Origin of the sequence: Streptosporangium sp. NPDC050284 (genome assembly GCF_044459525.1) — a bacterium.
Classification (GTDB): domain Bacteria; phylum Actinomycetota; class Actinomycetes; order Streptosporangiales; family Streptosporangiaceae; genus Streptosporangium.
The window spans coordinates 19,401-38,627 of the sequence record NZ_JBITIZ010000017.1 but is presented as its reverse complement, the minus strand read 5'-3'; the positions used below and the strand labels follow the sequence as shown (position 1 = coordinate 38,627).

The window sequence follows — 19,227 nt, the reverse complement described above, 5'->3', positions numbered from 1 at the left end:
TGTATGTATTACGTCAGCTCTAGCTGGACATTGTCACGTCTTTGATTTCCACGGTTTCCTTGGGCGCCCCCGTGCCGTCGGGGCCCGGGGTGATGACACCCGCCTTGTTCACCTTGTCCAGAATCTCCAGACCCTTGGTGACCGTACCGAACGGTGTGTAGTCCGGGCTCAGCGGGGCGTCACCGAACACGATGAAGAACTGGCTGCCGTTGGTGTCGGGACCGCTGTTGGCCATGGCCACGACGCCGCGCGTGTACTTCGCGCCCTCCAGGTTCTCGTTCACGAAACGGTAGCCGGGACCACCCTGGCCGTCGGTCTGGCTCTTGCCGTCGGCCTTGGCCAGCGGGTCGCCGCACTGCAGCATCGGGAACTGGTCGGAACCCAGCCGGTGGCACTTGGAACCTTCGAAATACTTCTTCTTCGCAAGGAAGGCGAAGGAGTTGACCGTGCACGGTGTCTTTTCCGCCGACACCTCGATGACGATGTCGCCCTGGCTGGTCTTGAGGGTCATCGTCTTGGGCGTCAGGTCGGCCTTCTCCGGGGGCAGGCCCACGTTCTTGGCCGGACCGCCGCCGGCGTCCGCGACGTAGCCGCAGGTGCCGCTGGCCGGGTCGAAGGCCTTCGGTTGCGCTCCCGCGGCCTCCGACGTGGCCGGGGAGGCGTTGTCCGACGGGGCCGGGTCGGTGGTCGCGGCCGTCGTGTCGGAGCCCCCGAACAGGGTCGTCGCGGCGATCACGCCCGCCACCACGACCACACCGGCCACGGTGCTGCCGATGATCGCGTTGCGCTTGGCCTTGGCCTCGCGTTCGACGCGTCGCTGCGTCTGACGCTCGTAGTGCTCGCGCGCCAACTGCTTCTGGCGCTCCTTGCCGCTCACCGCTTCGCCCTCCCGAGTGCCGAGTAGTACTTAATGAGGTGGGCGAATCGTATCGGCCAATGGGTAATGGTTCGCAGCCCGCCGACCCGCACCGGTACCCTTCGGTTACATTCCCATCCGCATTCTTGACGAGATCAGCTGAGGCAGATGCTCATCGCCGGCTTTCCCGCAGGGTCCTTCCAGACCAACTGTTACGTCGTCGCTCCCGCCGCGGGCGAGGAGTGCGTGGTCGTCGATCCCGGTCAGAACGCCGTCGGCGCCCTCGACGACCTGCTGCGCGAGCACAGGCTCAAACCGGTCGCGGTGCTGGTCACCCACGGGCACATCGACCACATGTGGTCGGTCGCCCCGGTCTGCGGCGCGCGTGACGTTCCCGCGTGGATCCACCCGGAGGACCGCGAGCTGCTCTCCGACCCCGGCAAGGGGTTGTCGCTCTCGACGAAGCAGCAGCTGTTCGGGGGGCTCACCTTCACCGAGCCCGACGACGTGCGCGAGCTCGCCGACGGCGAAGTGCTGCGGCTCGCCGGCCTGGAGCTCACCGTCGACCACACTCCCGGCCATACCAGGGGGTCGGTGACGTTCAGGCTGCCCAGCACCGAGGAGATCCCGGACGTGCTGTTCTCGGGCGACCTGCTGTTCGCCGGCTCCATCGGCCGCACAGATCTCCCGGGCGGCGACTACCCCACCATCCTGCGCAGCCTGGCGGCCAAGTGCCTGCCGCTGCCGGAGGACACGGTGGTCCTGCCCGGCCACGGACCACAGACCACGATCGGTCACGAGCGTGCCACCAACCCGTATCTCGCGGAGGCGAGGGCGGCCGCGGGCGCGGACTCCGCGTCCTCCGGGCACGACCGCGGCCCCGGCAGGGGACTTTAGACAATGACTTTGCAGGCGCCCAAGGGCACCTTCGACTGGCTTCCGCCACGCTCCGAGCGGGCGCTCGCCGTGCGCGAGGCGCTCACCGAGCCCGCACGCCGGGCGGGTTACGGCTACATCGAGACCCCGGTCTTCGAGGACACCGCGCTGTTCGTCCGCGGTGTCGGCGAGTCGACCGACATCGTCTCCAAGGAGATGTACACCTTCGAGGACAAGGGCGGGCGCTCCATCACGCTGCGCCCCGAGGGCACCGCGTCGGTGGTGCGGGCGGTCCTCCAGCACGGCCTGCACAACGGGCAGCTGCCGGTGAAGCTCTGGTACTCGGGCAGCCAGTTCCGCTACGAGCGGGCGCAGAAGGGCCGCTACCGCCACTTCTGGCAGGTCGGCGCCGAGGCGCTGGGCTCGGAGGATCCGGCGCTCGACGCCGAGCTGATCCTGCTGGCCGTCGACGGCTACGCCGCCCTGGGACTCACCGGGGTCCGGCTGCTGATCAACACGCTGGGCGACAAGGAGTGCCGTCCCGTGTACCGGGCCGCACTCCAGGACTTCCTGCGTGGCCTCGACCTCGACGAGCCCACCCGGCAGCGGATCGAGATCAACCCGTTGCGCGTGCTCGACGACAAGCGCCCCGAGGTGCAGGCCCGGCTGGCCGGGGCGCCGCTGGTCGTCGACCACCTGTGTGAGGCGTGCAAGGCGTACCACGAGGAGGTCCGCTCGCTGCTGACCGCCTCGGGCGTGGCCTACACCGACGATCCCCGGCTGGTCCGCGGCCTCGACTACTACACGCGCACCACGTTCGAGTTCGTCCACGACGGGCTCGGCTCGCAGTCCGCGGTCGGGGGCGGGGGCCGCTACGACGGGCTGAGCGAGATGCTCGGCGGACCCGCCCTGCCCAGCGTCGGCTGGGCGCTGGGCGTCGACCGCACGGTGATGGCGATGGAGGCCGAGGGCCTGTTCGGGGACGAGAGCGCCGAGGCACGCGTGCGGGTGTACGGTGTGCCGCTGGGCGAGGAGGCGCGCCGCCGGATGTTCCTGCTCGTCACCGAGCTGCGCCGGGCGGGCCTGGCCGCCGACATGTCGTTCGGCGGCAAGGGCGTCAAGGGCGCGATGAAGGGCGCCGACCGCTCGGGGGCCGGCTACGCGGTGATCCTCGGCGATCGAGACATCGCCGAGGGGACCGCGCAGGTCAAGGACCTGGCCAGCGGAGACCAGACCGCCGTACCGCTCGCTGAGATCGTCACGATGTTGAAGGAGAGACTGGACAAATGATCCGCACGCACGAAGCGGGGTCACTGCGCGAGGAGCACGCCGGGCAGCGGGTGACGCTCGCCGGGTGGGTGGCGCGACGCCGCGACCACGGCGGCGTGGTCTTCATCGACCTGCGTGACGCCTCGGGTTCGGCCCAGGTGGTCTTCCGCGAGGAGGACGACGCCCACGGCCTGCGCGCCGAATACTGCGTCAAGGTCGTCGGAGAGGTGCGGGTCCGCCCCGAGGGCAACGAGAACCCCGAGCTGCCGACCGGCGCGATCGAGGTCGTCGCCTCCGAGGTCGAGGTGCTCAGCGAGTCCGCGCCGCTGCCGTTCCCCATCGAGGGCACCACGGGCATTTCGGAGGAGGCGCGGCTGAAGTACCGCTACCTCGACATCCGCCGCCAGCAGGTCGCGCACGCCATGCGCATTCGCTCCCGGGCCACCTACCTCGCCCACGAGGTGATGAACGAGCAGGGGTTCACCTACGTCGAGACCCCGACGCTGACCCGCTCGACCCCGGAGGGCGCCCGCGACTTCCTGGTCCCGGTCCGGCTCCAGCCGGGCAGCTGGTACGCCCTGCCCCAGTCGCCCCAGCTGTTCAAGCAGCTTCTGCAGGTCGCCGGTCTTGAGCGCTACTACCAGCTCGCCAAGTGCTACCGCGACGAGGACCTGCGCGCCGACCGGCAGCCGGAGTTCACCCAGATCGACGTTGAGATGTCCTTCGTGGACCAGGACGACGTGATCGCCCTGGGCGAGCGGCTCATCGGCCGCATCTGGAAGGAGACGGTCGGCTACGACCTGCCGACCCCCCTGCCCCGGATGACCTACCGGGAGGCGATGGCGCGCTACGGCTCCGACAAGCCGGACCTGCGCTTCGGCCAGGAGCTCGTCGAGATGACGGACTTCTTCGCGGACACCACCTTCCGCGTGTTCCAGGCGCCGTACGTGGGCGCCGTGGTCATGCCCGGCGGTGCCTCGCAGACCCGCAAGGAGCTGGACGCCTGGCAGGAGTGGGCCAAGTCACGCGGAGCCAGGGGTCTGGCCTACGTGCTGGTGGGCGAGGACGGCACGCTCGGCGGGCCGGTCGCCAAGAACCTGTCGGAAACCGAGGCATCCGGCCTGGCCGCGAAGGTCGGCGCGGAGCACGGTGACGCGATCTTCTTCGCGGCCGGCACGGCCTCCGCCTCCCGCGACCTGCTCGGCGCGGCCCGCCTGGAGATCGGCCGTCGCTGCGGCCTGATCGACGAGTCGGCCTGGAACTTCCTGTGGATCGTCGACGCCCCCATGTTCGAGGAGGACGGCGAGGGCGGCTGGACCGCGGTCCATCACCCCTTCACCGGTCCCAAGCCCGAGTGGGCCGACACCTTCCAGGACCACCCCGGCGAGGCCCTGGCCTACGCCTACGACATGGTCTGCAACGGGATGGAGATCGGCGGCGGCTCGATCCGTATCCACCGGGCCGAGATGCAGCAGCGCGTCTTCGACGTGCTGGGCATCTCCAAGGAGGACGCGGAGAGCAAGTTCGGCTTCCTGCTGGAGGCGTTCAAGTACGGCCCGCCGCCGCACGGCGGCATCGCCTACGGCTGGGACCGGATCTGCATGCTTCTGGCGGGCACCGACTCCATCCGCGACGTCATCGCCTTCCCGAAGACGGCCTCCGGGTTCGACCCGCTGACCGGCGCGCCCACCCCGATCACGGTGGAGCAGCGCAAGGAGGCTGGCGTCGACGGAAAGCCCAAGACCGGCGCCTGATTCGGATGTGACGAGGCCCCCGGACGGGTGTTCCGGGGGCCTTTGTCGTGGTGCTGTCGTGGTGCTGTCGTGGCGCGCCCGGCATGGGCGGGCCCGGGGTGCCGGTCCTCGGCGAAAGAGGTGATGTGAGAGAGGACCTCACCCTCCTCGATTCCCGGACCGGCGATCGTCGAGGAGGTCGTCCTGTGCGTCCCTCACAGGCATCCTGGGCGGCCGATGGCGTTTTTCCGCCCTAGGGGGTGAGAGAGGGGCGCGATCCGCGTACGGTCGCGCTGAGGCCTGTGCGAGCCGCATGCCGCCCGTGTTCGCGGGCAGAGGCGGCAGGGCCGGGGCCACGACCGCCGGGACGCGAGGACGCCCCGGCGGTCGTCCGACCGCCGGGGCGTCCTGTGGCGGCGATGCGCCGCGAGTCCGGCTAGGAGAGCCGCACGCTCTTGATGATCACCGGGATCTTGGGGGCGTTGGAACCACCGTCACCGGTGATGTCGTCGGGGTTGGTGATCCACCCGCCCTTGGCGATCTCGTCGAGGATCTCCATGCCCTGGGAGACGACTCCGAAGGGCGTGTAGGCCTTCTCCACCTGCTCGGTGTCGTCCCCCAGCGAGATCCAGAACTGGCTGCCGTTCTCGTTGACGGCGTCCATCGCCTGGGCCACCGCGACCGTGCCCTTGGCGTAGGAGACCTCACCGTCGAGGTTCTCGCTGTCGTAGACGTACCCCGAGCTGCCCTGGCCGTCGGTGGGGTTCTTCCCGTCGGCCTTGGCCTGCGGGTCGCCGCACTGCAGCAGGCTCACGCCGGAGTTCTCCGGGGTGGCCAGACGGTGGCACTTGGTGTTGTCGAAGAAGCGCTTCTTGGCCAGGAAGGCGAAGGAGTTGACCGTGCAGGGGGCCTGCTGGGTCGCCAGGTCGATCACGACGTTGCCGTGGTTGGTGGCGATCGTCATGGTCTTCAGCTTCAGGTTCGGCCTGGCCGGCGGCATGCCCACGTTCTTCATCGGGCTGCCGCTGGTGTCCTTGCGGTAGGTGCACCTCGTGTTGGCCGGAGCGGCCGTGGGGGTCGGCTCGGGCGTCGCGGCGGGTGTCTCCGAAGGAGACGGCGAACCGGTGGCGGCGGCGTTGACCTTCGGGTCGTCACCGTCGTCCCCCAGAAGGGTCACCCCGGCGAACAATCCTCCCGCGACGACGACCACCGCGGCGACCGCTCCGATGACGACGTTGCGCTTCGACGTGGTCGCCTGCGCAGCACGCTTCGCCTGCCGCTCTTTGTGTTCCCGAGCCAGCTGGCTCTGGCGGTCCTCGGCGCTCACCGCTATGTCCTCCAAGATTGCTGATCCATGGTTATGGGCTGGCGAAAAGAGTACCGGCCCCAAGATGTGCTGGACGTAAGTGGTGGAATTCATCAGAGGGGGACGGAGGGAAAGAGGGGACCTCTTCACGCTCTCCATAACCCGCTCATGGTGGGATCCGTACCTGCAGATGATGAACCACGCACCACCGGAGCGCCCCCATGTTCGACGAGATCCTCGGCCTGCCTCTTCATCCCCTGGTCGTTCACGCGGCAGTGGTCTTGACACCGCTCCTCGCGGTGCTCGCCACCGTGTACGCGCTGGCGCCCCGCACGCGGCCCGTGCTCACCTGGGCGGTGGTCGGACTCGCCCCGGTCGTGCCGGTGAGCGTCTTCGTGGCGCGAGAGAGCGGGGAGGCGCTGGAGGAGAGCCGTTTCGCCTCCGCGGGGGGACGGCTCGCCGAGCTCATCACCGAACACGCGAACTTCAGCGTCCCGCTGCTGCTCGTCTCCCTCGCCCTCGGGGTGGCCTCGGCCGCTCTCGTCCACGTCACGCGCCGCGACAGGTTCGGACGCACGGCCGAATTGGCGCTCTCGGCGCTGACCGTGGTCCTGGCCGTCGTGGCGATCTACTACGTGGTACGGAGCGGGCACACCGGGGCCGTCGCGGTCTGGAGCTGAGCCGGCCGGGGCCGCGATGTCGCATGACGGCGCATGACGCCGAGGGGGCCGGCGTCCCGCCGCCCGCGAGGGCCGAGGCCCCGCCGGGCGGCGGTACTGTCTCAGACGTGGACAGCCTGTTCGACTCGGCGGCGGAGGAGGCCCATCGCGGCCAGGAGCCCCTGGCGGTGCGAATGCGCCCCCGGAGCCTGGACGAGGTGATCGGCCAGCGGCACCTGCTGGGCCCCGGCACGCCGCTGCGCCGCCTCGTCGAGGCCGAGGCGCCCATGTCGCTGTTCCTCTGGGGCCCTCCGGGGACCGGCAAGACCACCCTCGCCTACGTGGTGGCGGGTGTCACCAAGCGCCGCTTCGTGGAGGTCTCCGCGGTCTCGGCGGGTGTCAAGGAGGTCCGCGCGGCCATCGAGCAGGCCCGGCGCGAGCTGGGCATGTCCGGCCGCCAGACCGTCCTGTTCGTCGACGAGGTGCACCGCTTCAACAAGGCGCAGCAGGACGCCCTGCTGCCCGCCGTGGAGAACCGCTGGGTCACCTTCATCGGCGCCACCACCGAGAACCCCTTCTTCTCCGTCATCTCGCCCCTGCTGTCGCGCTCGCTGCTGCTCACCCTGGAGTCACTGTCGGAGGACGACATCCGGGTGGTGCTGGAGCGCGCGGTCACCGACCCGCGCGGCCTGGACGCGAGGGCGAGCCTCGCACCCGAGGCCGCCGAGCACCTGGTGCGGCTCGCCGGCGGCGACGCCCGCAGGTCGCTCACCTACCTGGAGGCCGCCGCGCTGATCGCCGACGGCGAGATCACCGTCGAGGTGGTGGAGCGGGCGGTGGACAAGGCGGCCGTGCGCTACGACCGCCAGGGCGACCAGCACTACGACGTGATCAGCGGTTTCATCAAGAGCATGCGGGGCTCCGACGCCGACGCCGCGCTGCACTACCTCGCCCGGATGATCGAGGCGGGGGAGGACCCCCGGTTCATCGCCCGCAGGATCGTCGTCTTCGCCTCGGAGGACGTCGGCATGGCCGACCCCACCTGCCTGCAGATCGCGGTGGCCGCCGCTCAGGCGGTGGAGTTCGTCGGCCTGCCCGAGGGACGCCTCAACCTGGCCCAGGCCGTCGTCCACTGCGCGCTGGCCCCCAAGTCCAACGCGGTGATCAACGCCATCGGCGCGGCCTCCGAGGACGTACGGCGAGGCGACATCGGCCACGTACCCAACCATCTGCGCGACTCCCACTACGCGGGGGCCAAGCAGCTCGGCCACGGCAGGGGCTACAGATACCCCCACGAGTTCGAGCACGGCCTGGTACGCCAGGAATACGCTCCCGAGGAGCTCAGGGACCGGCGCTACTACCAGCCCACCCGTCACGGTGCCGAGGCGGGCTTCGCCGACCGCTGGTCCAGGATTCGGGCCTTCCTCCGCGGGGAGTAGCCCCCCGCGAGGGTCACCTCCGAAGCGCGCGGTGAGCGGGGATGAGCGATGTCGGGCACGATAGGGTTTCGCCAATCCGCCCGACCATGGCCGGGGTCACCTATGAACCAGTGAGGGGAGCGGGTCCGCACATGCTTACCGCAGGAGAGGTCGCGGGGCTGATCGCCGCGATGGCCTGGGCGATCCTGGTGTCCTTCATGGCCGTCGTCATGGTCAGGCTGGCCCGGCTGCTCACCGAGACCACCAAGATGGTCTCCCAGCTGGGCGACCGTGTCGTGCCGCTGCTGGAGGACGTCTCGGCCGCGGTCGGCGAGACCAACCGGCAGCTGGTCGCGATCGAGGCCATCACCAAGGACGTCAAGCAGGTCAGCGGGCACGTGGCCAAGGTCAGCGACGTCACCCAGAACCTGGTCACCGGACCGATGATCAAGGTCGCGGCCCTCACCCACGGTGTCCGCAGGGCCCTGGGCGCCCGCAGGCGCGCCAGGCTCGCCACGCCGGCGTTGGAGAGGCGCCCGCGATGATCCGCAGGTTGTTCTACATGGGGCTGGGCGCGTTCGGCGCGGTGTGGGTCATGCGTAAGCTTCAGGCACTGCACCCGAACCACCTGGCCCGGCGGGCCGTGCACAACGCCACCGGCGCCCTGGGCCAGGCACGTGACCTCGCGGGGGAGGCCCTGCGAGGCGCGGCCGAGCGGGAAATCGAGTTGCGTTCCAGGTTCGGGCTCGACAGCGTGGAAAACTCCTATCACTCCAACGTAAAGGATGGCCGCTGACATGGAGTCGGCAGAGATCGCCCGCCGCTTCCTGCGCTTCTTCGAGGAGCGTGGGCACACCGTCGTGCCCTCGGCCAGCCTCATCGCCGAGGACCCGACACTGCTTCTGGTCAACGCGGGCATGGTGCCCTTCAAGCCCTACTTCCTGGGCCAGCAGAAGCCGCCCTACAGGCGGGCCGCCAGCGCGCAGAAGGTCGTGCGGACCCTCGACATCGACGAGGTCGGCAAGACGACCAGGCACGCCAGCTTCTTCCAGATGCTCGGCAACTTCTCCTTCGGCGACTACTTCAAGGACCAGGCGATCCCGTTCGCCTGGGAGCTGCTGACCAGGCCCGAGTCCGAGGGCGGGTTCGGCTTCCCCGAGGACCGCCTCTGGGCCACCGTCTACCTCGACGACGACGAGGCCGCCGAGATCTGGCGCAAGGTGGGGGTACCGCAGGAGCGCATCCAGCGCCGCGACCTCGCCGACAACTACTGGCACATGGGCGTGCCCGGCCCCGGCGGCCCGTGCAGCGAGATCTACTACGACCGCGGTCCCGAGTACGGGCGCGAGGGCGGTCCGATCGCCGACGAGAACCGCTACCTCGAGGTGTGGAACAACGTCTTCATGCAGTACCAGCTCAGCGCGGTCCGAAGCAAGATCGACTTCGACATCGCCGGTGAGCTGCCCGCCAAGAGCGTCGACACGGGCATGGGCCTGGAGCGCATGGCGGCGATCCTGCAGGGCGTCGACAACATCTACGAGATCGACACCACGTACAAGATCCTCGACCGGGCCGCCGACCTCACCAAGACCCGCTACGGCCGCGACGAGCGCGCCGACGTGTCACTGCGAGTGGTCGCCGACCACGTCAGGACCGGCGTGATGCTCGTCGCCGACGGGGTGCTGCCCTCCAACGAGGGCAGAGGCTACGTGCTGCGCCGCATCCTGCGCCGCGCCATCCGCAACCTGCGCCTGCTCGGTGCGGGCGAGGAGCGCTACATGCACGAGCTCACCGCCGTGACCGTCGACGTGATGGGCGAGCAGTACGCCGAGCTCAGGGCCGACGCCCCGCAGATCCACGGCGTCATCGACGCCGAGGAGGCGTCCTTCCTCGGCACGCTCCGCACCGGCACCGCGATCTTCGACGTGGCGGCCGAGGAGACCAAGCGCAAGGGGCGGGCCACGCTCGCGGCCGACCAGGCCTTCCAGCTCCACGACACCTACGGCTTCCCGATCGACCTCACCCTGGAGATGGCCTCCGAGCAGGGGCTGCAGGTCGACGAGGAGGGCTTCCGCCGCTTGATGAAGGAGCAGCGCGACCGCGCCAAGGCCGACGCCGCCTCCAAGAAGACCGGCAACGCCGACATCTCGATCTTCGGCACGCTCCTGGAGAAGACGGGCAAGGTCGAGTTCCTGGGCTACGACCACGTGACGGCCGAGGCCGAGGTCGTCGGCCTCCTCGTCGACGGCGTCTCCGTGCCCGCGGCGGGCACGGGCACGGCGGTCGAGGTCGTGCTGAACCGCACCCCCTTCTACGCCGAGGGCGGCGGCCAGCTGTCCGACCAGGGTGTCATCCGCACCGGTGGGGCCGAGGTGGAGATCGTGGATGTGCAGTCCCCGGTCTCCGGCGTCGTCGTGCACCGGGGCAAGGTCCGCTCAGGAGAGATCCGGGTGGGCGACCAGGCCCAGGCGGAGATCGACGTCGAGCGGCGCCGGGCCATCTCCCGCAGCCACACCGCCACCCACCTGGTGCACCGCGGCTTCCGCAACGCGCTGGGCGAGACCGCGGCGCAGGCCGGCTCGGAGAACTCCCCCGGCCGCTTCCGCTTCGACTTCACCGCCGCGGGCGCGGTGCCGCCCAGTGTGCTGCGCGACGTCGAGGACGAGGTCAACGCCGTTCTCATCAACGACCTGCGGGTCAACGCCTTCCACACCTCCCAGGCGGAGGCCCGCGCGATGGGCGCGCTCGCCCTGTTCGGAGAGAAGTACGGCGACACCGTCCGCATCGTCGAGGTCGGCGAATACTCCCGCGAGCTCTGCGGCGGCACCCACGTCGCCAGCTCCGGGCAGCTGGGCCTGGTCAAGGTGCTGGGCGAGGCCTCGATCGGCGCGGGTGTGCGCCGGGTGGAGGCCCTGGTCGGCCTCGACGCGTTCCGCTTCCTGGCCAGGGAGAGCGTGCTCGTCGCCCAGCTGTCCGAGCAGCTCAAGGCCCGCAGGGAGGAGCTGCCCGAGCGCATCGAGGGCATCGTCACCCGGCTGCGCGCCGCGGAGAAGGAGCTGGGCGCGCTGCGCTCGGCCCAGGTGCTCGCCGGTGCGGGGGAGATGGCGGAAAAGGCCCGCGATCTGCACGGAGTGTCCGTCGTGACGCACCGCGCGCCTGATGGCACCTCCCCCGACGACCTGCGTAAGCTCGCGCTTGACGTGCGTGGCCGGATCCCGGGCGATCGCGCCGCGGTGGTCGTCGTCGCCGGTGTCCCCGGTGACCGGCCGGTCGTGGTGGCCGCGGTCAACGAGGCGGGGCGCGGCCGGGGCCTGAAGGCGGGCCGCCTGGTCGGCGTCGCCGCGAAGGCGCTCGGAGGTGGCGGTGGCGGCAAGGACGACGTCGCGCAGGGCGGCGGTGTGCGTCCCGAGGCGATCGGCGAGGCGCTCGCCGCCGTCGAGCAGGCGATCGCGCAGACGCTCACCTGACGACGAACGACGCCCTCGCGCCGTGTCCGGCACCGGGGTGGGGACGGAAACGATGAGAAACGGCATTCGGCTGGGCGTCGACGTCGGCTCGGTTCGCATCGGTGTGGCACGCAGCGACCCCTCGGGGTTGCTGGCCACGCCGGTGGAGACCGTCCGGCGCGGTAAGGGTGACCTCGACCGGCTCGCGGAGATCGCGGCCGAGTACGAGGTCGTCGAGGTGGTGGTCGGCCTGCCGACCTCGCTCTCCGGGCGCGAGGGGCAGGCGGCGGAGGCCGCCCGCGACTTCGCGAACCGGATCTCGCTGCGGCTGGCGCCGATACCGGTGCGGCTGTTCGACGAGCGGCTGACCACCGTCACCGCCCAGCAGGGGCTGCGGGCCAGCGGTGTGAAGGCGAAGAACCAACGTGGCGTGGTGGACCAGGCGGCCGCCATCGTGCTGCTCCAGGCCGCGCTGGACGCCGAGCGCGCCACCGGCAGGCCGCCGGGCGTTCCCGTCGGGTCCACCTCGGGCGGGCCCTCCCCGGGCGGAGGGGACGTCGGAAGACCGGGCGGCGGGTCCGTTCGGTGAATCGCCTGCGGCCGATGTGGTTGCTGGTGGCCGGGACGTCCGTGCTCGCCGTCGCCACGGGGACGGCCGGCTTCGTCATGATCCGCTCCTATCTCGTGCCCGCCGACTTCGAGGGCCCCGGCTCGGGGGCGGTCGTCGTCGAGATCCCCAGGGGGGCGAGTGCCGCCCAGATCGGGCTGGTGCTCGCCGACGCCGGGGTGGTGGCGAGTGCCAGGGGGTTCGTCGCGGTGGCGAAGGAGCAGGGCAGGACGGCCAGCCTGCCCCCGGGGCGCTTCAGGTTCCGCAGGGGCATGGACGCACTGTCGGCGCTCGGCATGCTGATGGCGCCCGGGTCGCGGATCGTTCGTACGGTCACCGTTTCCGAAGGGCTGCGCCTGCCCGAGTTGCTCGACAGGCTCGCCGACCAGACCGGTATGCGCCGGGCCGATCTGGCCAGGGCCGCGGCCGACGAACGGGCGCTCGGCCTGCCCCGATACGCAGAAAGCGCCGAGGGCTTCCTGTTTCCCGCCACCTACGAGATCGAGCCCGCCACGACCGCCTCGGGTGTGCTCACCGCGATGGTGGAACGTTACAAACAGATGGCCGCTCAGCTGAAACTGAGGAAACGGGCAAAGAAGAAAGGGTTGTCTCCCTTGGAAGCCGTCACGGTGGCGAGCATCGTCCAGGCGGAGGGTGGGCGGGATCCGGACTACCCGAAGATCGCTAGAGTGATCTACAACAGGATCGGGGCCCGGACGCCACTCCAGATGGACACCACGGTGCTGTACGCACAGGGACGCAGAACCCTGGAGGTCTCGCAGAGGGATACCGAGGTAAGGTCTCCCTACAACACCTACCTCAAACCGGGCCTGCCACCAGGACCCATCGCGAACCCCGGGGAGAAGGCATTGATCGCGGCACTCCAGCCAGATCAAGGTGATTGGTTCTGGTTTGTCACTATCGATCCGGAGCATAGAATCACGAAATTCACTGACACAGAGAGTGAGTTTGTGAGATACCGGGAAGAGCTGAACAAACACCTCGGGAAGCGTTGATGCCCGGCGGAATACCCCTCGTTCCGCCCCAGGCGGCGACCCGCACTCGCGGATCGGATGACGGCTCCCGAAGCACCGGGACGTCCTCCCGGGTGCTCTCCTTCGGTTCGGCACACCCGCTTGACGCCAGGCCGTCTCTAGCGGGAGATTGGCCAGCGCCTCTATGAACGATCTCGATATGGACTTCCTGGTCGGCTCCGACGACGAAGGTCGGTCGCGCCGAGGTTCCAACGCGTCCTCCGGCCGCGACTCGGGCCGCCGAGGCCGCCGCAGGAAGCGTCGCCGCAACCGGGGCGGCTTCCTCGCCCCCATGCTCGCGATCATTGTCCTGATCGGCGGAGTCGGCGCCGCCGGATTCTACGGCTACACCTGGGTCCGTGACGTGATGACCCCCGACGACTATGCCGGCCAGGGGAGCGGCGAGGTCGTCGTGGAGATCAAGGACGGCGACAGCGCCTCCGACATCGCCCAGACCCTGGAGGAGCAGGGGGTGGTGAAGAGCGTGAAGGCATTCGTCAACGCCGTCGCCGCCGCGGGCAAGACCTCCTCCCTGCAACCGGGCGAATACACCATGCGCAAGCAGATGGCGGCCGCCGAGGCCGTCAAGCTCCTCGACCCGGACAAGCGGCTGCGGGAGAGGGTCACCCTCAAGGAGGGGTTGCGCGTGAGCGACACCCTTGAGCAGCTCGCCAAGCAGACGGGCAAGCCCTTGCGGGAGTTCCAGCAGGCCGCGAGAAACACCCGCGAGCTCGGCCTGCCCTCCTACTCCAGGGGCAAGCTGGAGGGATACGCCTTCCCGGCCACCTACGAGATCACGCCCAAGATGACGGCCTCGGAGATCCTGACCAAGATGGTCGACCGCTTCAACCAGACCGCCGACAAGGACGACCTGCGGGGCAAGGCGAAGGCTCTCGGGCACACCCCGCACGAGATCATGACGATCGCCAGCATCGTCCAGGCCGAGTCGGGCACCAAGGAGGACATGGGCAAGGTGGCCCGTGTCATCTACAACCGGCTCGACGGCAACCCGCCCCGCAAGCTGGAGATGGACAGCACGGTGATGTACGCGCTGAACAAGTACAACATCGAGGCGTCCCACAAGGACCTTGAGAGCGAGTCGCCCTACAACACCTACAAGCACTTGGGGTTGCCCCCCGGCCCGATCGCCAACCCGGGTGACGAGGCCATCCAGGCGGCGCTCAACCCCACCAAGGGCGACTGGGTCTGGTTCGTGACCACCTGTCCGGCGAAGCGCGTCACCAAGTTCGCCTCGGCGGAGTCCGACTTCTTCGTGCTCAAGGCCGAGTACGAGAGGAACAAGGTGAACGGGTGCTGAGGGCGGCGGTCCTGGGGTCGCCGATCGTCCACTCGCTCTCCCCTCACCTGCACCGCGCCGCCTACGAGGGCATGGGGTTGCACGACTGGCGCTACGAGGCGATCGAGTGCGACGAGGCCGGACTCCCCGCCCTCCTCGCCGGCCTGGAGGGAGACTGGGCGGGGCTCTCGCTCACGATGCCGCTCAAGCGGGCCGTGCTGCCGCTGCTCGACACCGTCTCGGAGCTCGCGCTCCAGGTGGGCGGAGCCAACACCGTGATCCTGCGCGACGGTGTCCGGCACGGGGACAACACCGACGTGTACGGCATCGTCCGGGCGCTCGCCGAGGCGGGCGTGGCCCCGCCACGTGCGGCGACCGTCCTGGGCGGCGGGGCGACGGCGGCCTCCGCGCTCGCCGCCCTGCGCGAGCTGGGCCTCGACGAGGCGATCCTCGTGGTCCGCGACCCCGCCAGGGCGGGGGAGACCACCCGGGTGGCCGAGCGGCTGGGCATGGACCTTTCGGTGCGGACCCTCGACAAGCTCGACACCGCGACCGAGGTCGACCTGGTCGTCTCGACCCTGCCCTCCGGTGTGGCCGACGACTTCGCCGGGACGTTGGCGGGCGTGCCCGCCCTCTTCGACGTGGTCTACGCGCCCTGGCCCACCCGCCTGGCCGTGGCCGTGGCCGAGCGGGGCGGGATCGTCGTCGGTGGTTTCCCGATGCTTCTGCACCAGGCGGTCCGGCAGGTCGAGATGATGACCGGCCGCGCGGACGTGCCGGTGGAGGCGATGCGCGAGGCGGGTAAGGCCGAGATCGTCAGGCGTGCCGCTCCGGCGGAGTGATCGCTCGCGGGGCCGGGATGATTCTGTGTGAGCAGGCTGTTGTGGTAGAGTAACGACTCGATCGGTCCGGCGTGCCTGCTGGACGCGCAAGCGGAGGTCGTCCTCCCACCTCGTCGGCCGCAAGGTTGACAGGTCAGGATCACAACCGGGGTTAAACCTCCGGCAGAGCTTACGGCGTGAAGCCTTCGAGTTCATGTGGCCCCGCATGCGTGACGTGCGGGGCATCTTGCGTTCGAACGCCCTCAACAGGGTGTGCGTTCTACGACCTCCCGGCACGATCGAGCATGTTGCGGCCTCCTCCCGGACGGCCGCGGATCGCAACCTAGGAGGCCCCATCAGCGCCGAGCCCCGCATCAATGACCGCATTCGCGTGCCCGAGGTCCGCCTCGTCGGCCCGAACGGCGAGCAGGTGGGCATCGTCTCCATCGGCGACGCCTTGAAGCTGGCTCAAGAATCCGACCTCGACCTGGTCGAGGTCGCGGCAACGGCTCGCCCGCCAGTGTGCAAGCTCATGGACTACGGCAAGTTCAAGTACGAGTCCGCGATGAAGGCACGTGAGGCGCGCCGTAACCAGGCGTACACCATCATCAAGGAGATCAAGCTTCGGCCGAAGATCGATCCGCACGACTACGAGACCAAGAAGGGTCACGTGGTGCGGTTCCTCAAGGCCGGCGACAAGGTCAAGGTCACCATCATGTTCCGCGGGCGGGAGCAGTCCCGGCCCGAGCTGGGCTTCCGGCTCCTGCAGCGGCTGGCGGAGGACGTGACGGAGCTCGGCTTCGTCGAGTCCCAGCCCAAGCAGGACGGTCGAAACATGATCATGGTGATCGGGCCGCACAAGAAGAAGGCCGAGGCCAAGGCCGAGAAGGCCGCCGCCAAGGCGCGACATGACGAGAACCCTTCGGGGGACGCGTCATCGGCCGAGGACGGGACGCGCGTCAACGACGAGGTGTCCGTCAACGGAGCGGTGGCGGCTCCGCAGGAGTAACTCGCATAGCCTGGATCGTCAGGTAGTCGCGAGATCAGTCCGAGACCGGGTCCGGTCTCGTAGTCAGGCACGCCCTTGACTTGGGTTACCGGCCCGGGACATCGGCACGATCGAGGGAGAGACGGCTGAGATGCCGAAGATGAAGACGCACAGCGGTGCGAAGAAGCGGTTCAGGCTCACGGGTTCCGGCAAGCTTGTGCGCCGCCGCGCCAACCGTGCGCACTACAACGAGCACAAGCCGTCCACCTTGACGCGTCGTCTCAAGCCCGAGGTCGTGCTTTCCGAGGCCGACGCCAAGAAGATCAAGAAGCTGCTCGCTAAGTAACCGCCCCCGGGGAGATAGATACACATGGCACGCGTGAAGCGGGCGATCAACGCCAAAAAGAAGCGCAAGGTCGTTCTCGAGCGGGCGAAGGGCTACCGGGGTCAGCGATCCAGGCTGTACCGCAAGGCCAAGGAGCAGATGCTCCACTCGATGACGTACGCCTACCGCGACCGCAAGGACCGCAAGGGCACCTTCCGCCGTCTCTGGATCCAGCGCATCAACGCCGCTGCCCGCCAGAACGGCATCACCTACAACAGGCTCATCCAGGGCCTGCGGCTCGCCTCCATCGAGGTCGACCGCAAGATCCTCGCCGACCTCGCGGTCAACGACGCCGCCACGTTCGCGACGCTGGTGGAGGCCGCCAAGAAGGCGCTTCCCGCCGACGTGAACGCGCCGGTCGCCGGCTGAGCGAGGTACTGACGACCGTGCGGCCCGCAGCGATGACGCTGCGGGCCGCATTCGCATTCTTGGGGGACGGGCATGGCCGGGTCTGAGCTGACCAACATCAAGTCGCCGCGGGTCAAGGCCGCGCGGAGGCTGACGAAGCGGGCCTTCAGGGACCGCGACCGTTCCTTCCTGGCAGAGGGGCCGCAGGCGGTCCGCGAGGCGCTGGCGCTGGACGAGGTCGTGGTGGAGCTTTTCGCCACGGCCGAGGCCGAGTCGCGTCACGCCGACATCGTCGCCGCCGCCACCGCCGCGGGGGTGCCCGTCCATCGGGCCAGTGGCGAGGTGATGGCCGAACTGGCCCAGACCGTCACCCCCCAGGGGGTGCTGGCCGTGTGCCGCTTCGTGCACGTGCCCCTGGACACCTCCGTCGTCTCCGGTTCCACGCTGGTGGCGGTGCTGGCTCACGTCCGTGATCCCGGCAACGCGGGCACCGTGCTGCGTACGGCCGACGCCGCGGGCGCCGACTCCGTCCTTTTCACCGACGCCTCGGTCGACCCCTACAACGGCAAGTGTGTGCGGGCGAGCGCCGGCAGCCTGTTTCACCTTCCCGTCACCACGGGCGTCCCGGTGGCGCGGGCCGTGGAACACCTGAAGGGGGCCGGGCTGCGGGTGCTCGCCGCCGACGGCGCGGGCAGGCAGACCCTGGACGACGTGGACCTGTCGGGCCCGACGGCCTGGATCTTCGGTAACGAGGCGTGGGGGCTCCCCGAGGAGATCCTGAAGCTGGCGGACGAGGTCGTCCGGGTTCCCATCTACGGGCGGGCGGAGAGCCTGAACCTCGCGACCGCCGCCGCGGTCTGTCTGTATGCATCTGCCCGTTCTCAGCGCACCGGCCCCGGCCCCAGGTGACGCCGCCCGCCCGGCGAGGCTGCCGTACGGCGTGAGAAACCCGCTATTGTCGGCGATGTAGCGTCGAGGAGGCGGGGTCGTGCACGGCGAACACACCGGTGAGCGGAGCACCGATGCCGCTTCTGTGATCGACGTCGACGAGCTTCCCGACGGCCTCGTGGTGACCGACGGTGAAGGCCGTGTGCTCACCGTCAACCGGTCCGCGGCCCGTCTGACCGGCGTCACCCGCGAGCGGGCCGCGGGGCGGCACCTGCGCGACGTGTTCTCCTTCCACGACCACGACGGGCGCGACTGGTGGAAGTGGTTCGACCCCTACGGTGGCCTGTCCAGCCGGGCCCGCCAGCCCGAGCTGCCGCTGCGCACCTCCGGCGGCCAGGAGCTGCTGGTGGCCGCCCGGCTGGTGCGCGAGCCCAGGCGGGGTGGCGCGGTCGTCCGGGTGGTCATCACGTTGCGCGACGCCGGGGCCCGCGCCCGCCTGGAGCGCAGCCGCGCCGACCTGGTCTCCACCGTCGCCCACGAGCTCCGTTCCCCGCTGACCAGCGTCAAGGGGTTCACCGCGACCCTGCTGGCCAAGTGGACCCGCTTCACCGACGATCAGAAGCTCGTCATGCTGGAGACCGTCAACGCCGACGCCGACCGGGTGACCCGGCTGATCACCGAGCTGCTCGACGTCTCGCGCATCGAGTCGGGGCGGCTGGAGATCCACCGCCAGGTGGTCGACGTCCCGGCCAGGATCTCCAGGATCATCGCGGGCCGGGTGGCCGCGGGCGAGCCGGAGGACCGCTTCGTGCTCCAGGTGCGCGGTGAGCTGCCCGAGACCTGGCTCGACCAGGACAAGATCGATCAGGTGCTCGCCAACCTGATGGAAAACGCGGTGCGGCACGGGCGCGGTACGGTGACAATAGTCGTCGAGCCGAGTGAATGGGGAGTGAGCGTGTCCGTCCGCGACCAGGGGGAGGGCATCCCGCCCGAGCTGGTCACGCGCGTCTTCCGGCAGTTCTGGCGGGGCAACGCCCGCCGTCGCGGTGGCACCGGGCTCGGCCTGTTCATCGTCAAGGGGCTGATCGAGGCTCACGGCGGCACCATCTCCGTGCAGCGCGGGCCCGAGGGCGGCGCCGAGTTTCGATTTATGGTGCCCACCGGCACCCCCGACTTCGCCTGATCGCGAATGTCGGCCCGGTGGGCTTACCCGACTAGACTCATGGCCGCTCAAGCCCTGGATTCGGAGCTCTCTCTTGTCAAACTACGACCCGGTCGAGGTGACCCCGCTGCACG

Annotated in this window: 19 protein-coding genes; 17 read left to right on the top strand and 2 right to left on the bottom strand. The window is 69.6% G+C overall.

Going from position 1 to position 19,227, the window contains the following annotated elements:
• Positions 1-19 precede the first annotated feature (19 nt).
• On the bottom strand, positions 20-877 hold the full coding sequence (locus tag ACIBH4_RS32250) for a peptidylprolyl isomerase (RefSeq protein ID WP_362517791.1): 858 nt from the start codon (positions 875-877) through the stop codon (positions 20-22).
• Between the two features lie 147 nt (positions 878-1,024).
• On the opposite strand from ACIBH4_RS32250, the gene ACIBH4_RS32245 reads away from it, so the two are divergent.
• From ACIBH4_RS32245 to aspS, 3 genes are read left to right on the top strand one after another with little or no spacing between them, the layout of a single operon-like run.
• A complete protein-coding gene (locus ACIBH4_RS32245; RefSeq protein WP_362517788.1) occupies positions 1,025-1,753 on the top strand; it encodes an MBL fold metallo-hydrolase in 729 nt (242 codons plus the stop codon).
• A 3-nt stretch (positions 1,754-1,756) separates the two neighbouring features.
• Positions 1,757-3,022: a histidine--tRNA ligase gene (gene hisS, locus ACIBH4_RS32240; protein ID WP_362517785.1), complete on the top strand. Its 1,266-nt coding sequence runs from the start codon at positions 1,757-1,759 to the stop codon at positions 3,020-3,022.
• Positions 3,019-4,755, top strand: a complete 1,737-nt coding sequence (aspS, locus tag ACIBH4_RS32235) for an aspartate--tRNA ligase (RefSeq protein ID WP_362767022.1) — start codon at positions 3,019-3,021, stop codon at positions 4,753-4,755. Before hisS ends, aspS begins: the two co-directional genes overlap by 4 nt.
• 415 nt (positions 4,756-5,170) lie before the next feature.
• Here the strand turns inward: aspS and ACIBH4_RS32230 are convergent, their stop codons facing one another.
• A complete protein-coding gene (locus tag ACIBH4_RS32230; protein ID WP_362517780.1) occupies positions 5,171-6,061 on the bottom strand; it encodes a peptidylprolyl isomerase in 891 nt (296 codons plus the stop codon).
• 200 nt (positions 6,062-6,261) lie between these two features.
• On the opposite strand from ACIBH4_RS32230, the gene ACIBH4_RS32225 reads away from it, so the two are divergent.
• The 14 genes from ACIBH4_RS32225 (at position 6,262) to ACIBH4_RS32160 (ending at position 19,114) form a co-directional block, all read left to right on the top strand.
• Positions 6,262-6,720, top strand: a complete 459-nt coding sequence (locus ACIBH4_RS32225) for a DUF2231 domain-containing protein (RefSeq protein WP_362767019.1) — start codon at positions 6,262-6,264, stop codon at positions 6,718-6,720.
• Between the two features lie 107 nt (positions 6,721-6,827).
• Entirely contained in the window at positions 6,828-8,138 is a 1,311-nt protein-coding gene (locus tag ACIBH4_RS32220; RefSeq protein ID WP_362517773.1) for a replication-associated recombination protein A, read from the top strand.
• A gap of 131 nt (positions 8,139-8,269) precedes the next feature.
• Positions 8,270-8,662: a DUF948 domain-containing protein gene (locus tag ACIBH4_RS32215; protein WP_362517770.1), complete on the top strand. Its 393-nt coding sequence runs from the start codon at positions 8,270-8,272 to the stop codon at positions 8,660-8,662.
• The gene (locus ACIBH4_RS32210; RefSeq protein WP_362517767.1) at positions 8,659-8,913 is read left to right on the top strand and encodes a hypothetical protein; all 255 of its coding nucleotides are present in this window, start codon (positions 8,659-8,661) and stop codon (positions 8,911-8,913) included. The genes ACIBH4_RS32215 and ACIBH4_RS32210 overlap by 4 nt, the downstream gene beginning before the upstream one ends.
• Position 8,914: 1 nt before the next feature.
• Entirely contained in the window at positions 8,915-11,584 is a 2,670-nt protein-coding gene (gene alaS / locus ACIBH4_RS32205) for an alanine--tRNA ligase (RefSeq protein WP_362767016.1), read from the top strand.
• A gap of 52 nt (positions 11,585-11,636) precedes the next feature.
• A complete protein-coding gene (gene ruvX / locus ACIBH4_RS32200; RefSeq protein WP_362517761.1) occupies positions 11,637-12,152 on the top strand; it encodes a Holliday junction resolvase RuvX in 516 nt (171 codons plus the stop codon).
• Positions 12,149-13,186 (top strand): endolytic transglycosylase MltG, encoded by a 1,038-nt coding sequence (gene mltG, locus ACIBH4_RS32195; protein WP_362517758.1) that lies wholly within the window; start codon positions 12,149-12,151, stop codon positions 13,184-13,186. Before ruvX ends, mltG (ACIBH4_RS32195) begins: the two co-directional genes overlap by 4 nt.
• 163 nt (positions 13,187-13,349) lie before the next feature.
• A complete protein-coding gene (gene mltG / locus ACIBH4_RS32190; protein ID WP_362517755.1) occupies positions 13,350-14,522 on the top strand; it encodes an endolytic transglycosylase MltG in 1,173 nt (390 codons plus the stop codon).
• Positions 14,519-15,343 carry a shikimate dehydrogenase gene (locus ACIBH4_RS32185; RefSeq protein ID WP_362518054.1) on the top strand — a complete coding sequence of 275 codons (825 nt, stop codon included), beginning with the start codon at positions 14,519-14,521 and terminating at the stop codon, positions 15,341-15,343. The genes mltG (ACIBH4_RS32190) and ACIBH4_RS32185 overlap by 4 nt, the downstream gene beginning before the upstream one ends.
• A gap of 334 nt (positions 15,344-15,677) precedes the next feature.
• The gene (gene infC, locus ACIBH4_RS32180) at positions 15,678-16,331 is read left to right on the top strand and encodes a translation initiation factor IF-3 (RefSeq protein WP_362518051.1); all 654 of its coding nucleotides are present in this window, start codon (positions 15,678-15,680) and stop codon (positions 16,329-16,331) included.
• A 130-nt stretch (positions 16,332-16,461) separates the two neighbouring features.
• Positions 16,462-16,656 (top strand): 50S ribosomal protein L35, encoded by a 195-nt coding sequence (gene rpmI, locus ACIBH4_RS32175; protein ID WP_362517752.1) that lies wholly within the window; start codon positions 16,462-16,464, stop codon positions 16,654-16,656.
• A gap of 24 nt (positions 16,657-16,680) precedes the next feature.
• Positions 16,681-17,064, top strand: a complete 384-nt coding sequence (gene rplT, locus ACIBH4_RS32170) for a 50S ribosomal protein L20 (RefSeq protein ID WP_012892552.1) — start codon at positions 16,681-16,683, stop codon at positions 17,062-17,064.
• A 72-nt stretch (positions 17,065-17,136) separates the two neighbouring features.
• Positions 17,137-17,952 carry an RNA methyltransferase gene (locus ACIBH4_RS32165; protein ID WP_362517747.1) on the top strand — a complete coding sequence of 272 codons (816 nt, stop codon included), beginning with the start codon at positions 17,137-17,139 and terminating at the stop codon, positions 17,950-17,952.
• A gap of 79 nt (positions 17,953-18,031) precedes the next feature.
• Entirely contained in the window at positions 18,032-19,114 is a 1,083-nt protein-coding gene (locus ACIBH4_RS32160) for an ATP-binding protein (RefSeq protein WP_362517744.1), read from the top strand.
• Positions 19,115-19,227: the final 113 nt, after the last annotated feature.

Excerpts from the sequence above, each read along its gene's own strand:
- ACIBH4_RS32245 (WP_362517788.1), top strand. The coding sequence starts at position 1,025 with ATGCTCATCGCCGGCTTTCCCGCAGGGTCCTTCCAGACCAACTGTTAC.
- hisS (WP_362517785.1), top strand. The coding sequence starts at position 1,757 with ATGACTTTGCAGGCGCCCAAGGGCACCTTCGACTGGCTTCCGCCACGC.
- aspS (WP_362767022.1), top strand. The coding sequence starts at position 3,019 with ATGATCCGCACGCACGAAGCGGGGTCACTGCGCGAGGAGCACGCCGGG.
- ACIBH4_RS32225 (WP_362767019.1), top strand. The coding sequence starts at position 6,262 with ATGTTCGACGAGATCCTCGGCCTGCCTCTTCATCCCCTGGTCGTTCAC.
- ACIBH4_RS32215 (WP_362517770.1), top strand. The coding sequence starts at position 8,270 with ATGCTTACCGCAGGAGAGGTCGCGGGGCTGATCGCCGCGATGGCCTGG.
- ACIBH4_RS32210 (WP_362517767.1), top strand. The coding sequence starts at position 8,659 with ATGATCCGCAGGTTGTTCTACATGGGGCTGGGCGCGTTCGGCGCGGTG.
- alaS (WP_362767016.1), top strand. The coding sequence starts at position 8,915 with ATGGAGTCGGCAGAGATCGCCCGCCGCTTCCTGCGCTTCTTCGAGGAG.
- ruvX (WP_362517761.1), top strand. The coding sequence starts at position 11,637 with ATGAGAAACGGCATTCGGCTGGGCGTCGACGTCGGCTCGGTTCGCATC.
- mltG (WP_362517755.1), top strand. The coding sequence starts at position 13,350 with ATGAACGATCTCGATATGGACTTCCTGGTCGGCTCCGACGACGAAGGT.
- rpmI (WP_362517752.1), top strand. The coding sequence starts at position 16,462 with ATGCCGAAGATGAAGACGCACAGCGGTGCGAAGAAGCGGTTCAGGCTC.
- rplT (WP_012892552.1), top strand. The coding sequence starts at position 16,681 with ATGGCACGCGTGAAGCGGGCGATCAACGCCAAAAAGAAGCGCAAGGTC.
- ACIBH4_RS32165 (WP_362517747.1), top strand. The coding sequence starts at position 17,137 with ATGGCCGGGTCTGAGCTGACCAACATCAAGTCGCCGCGGGTCAAGGCC.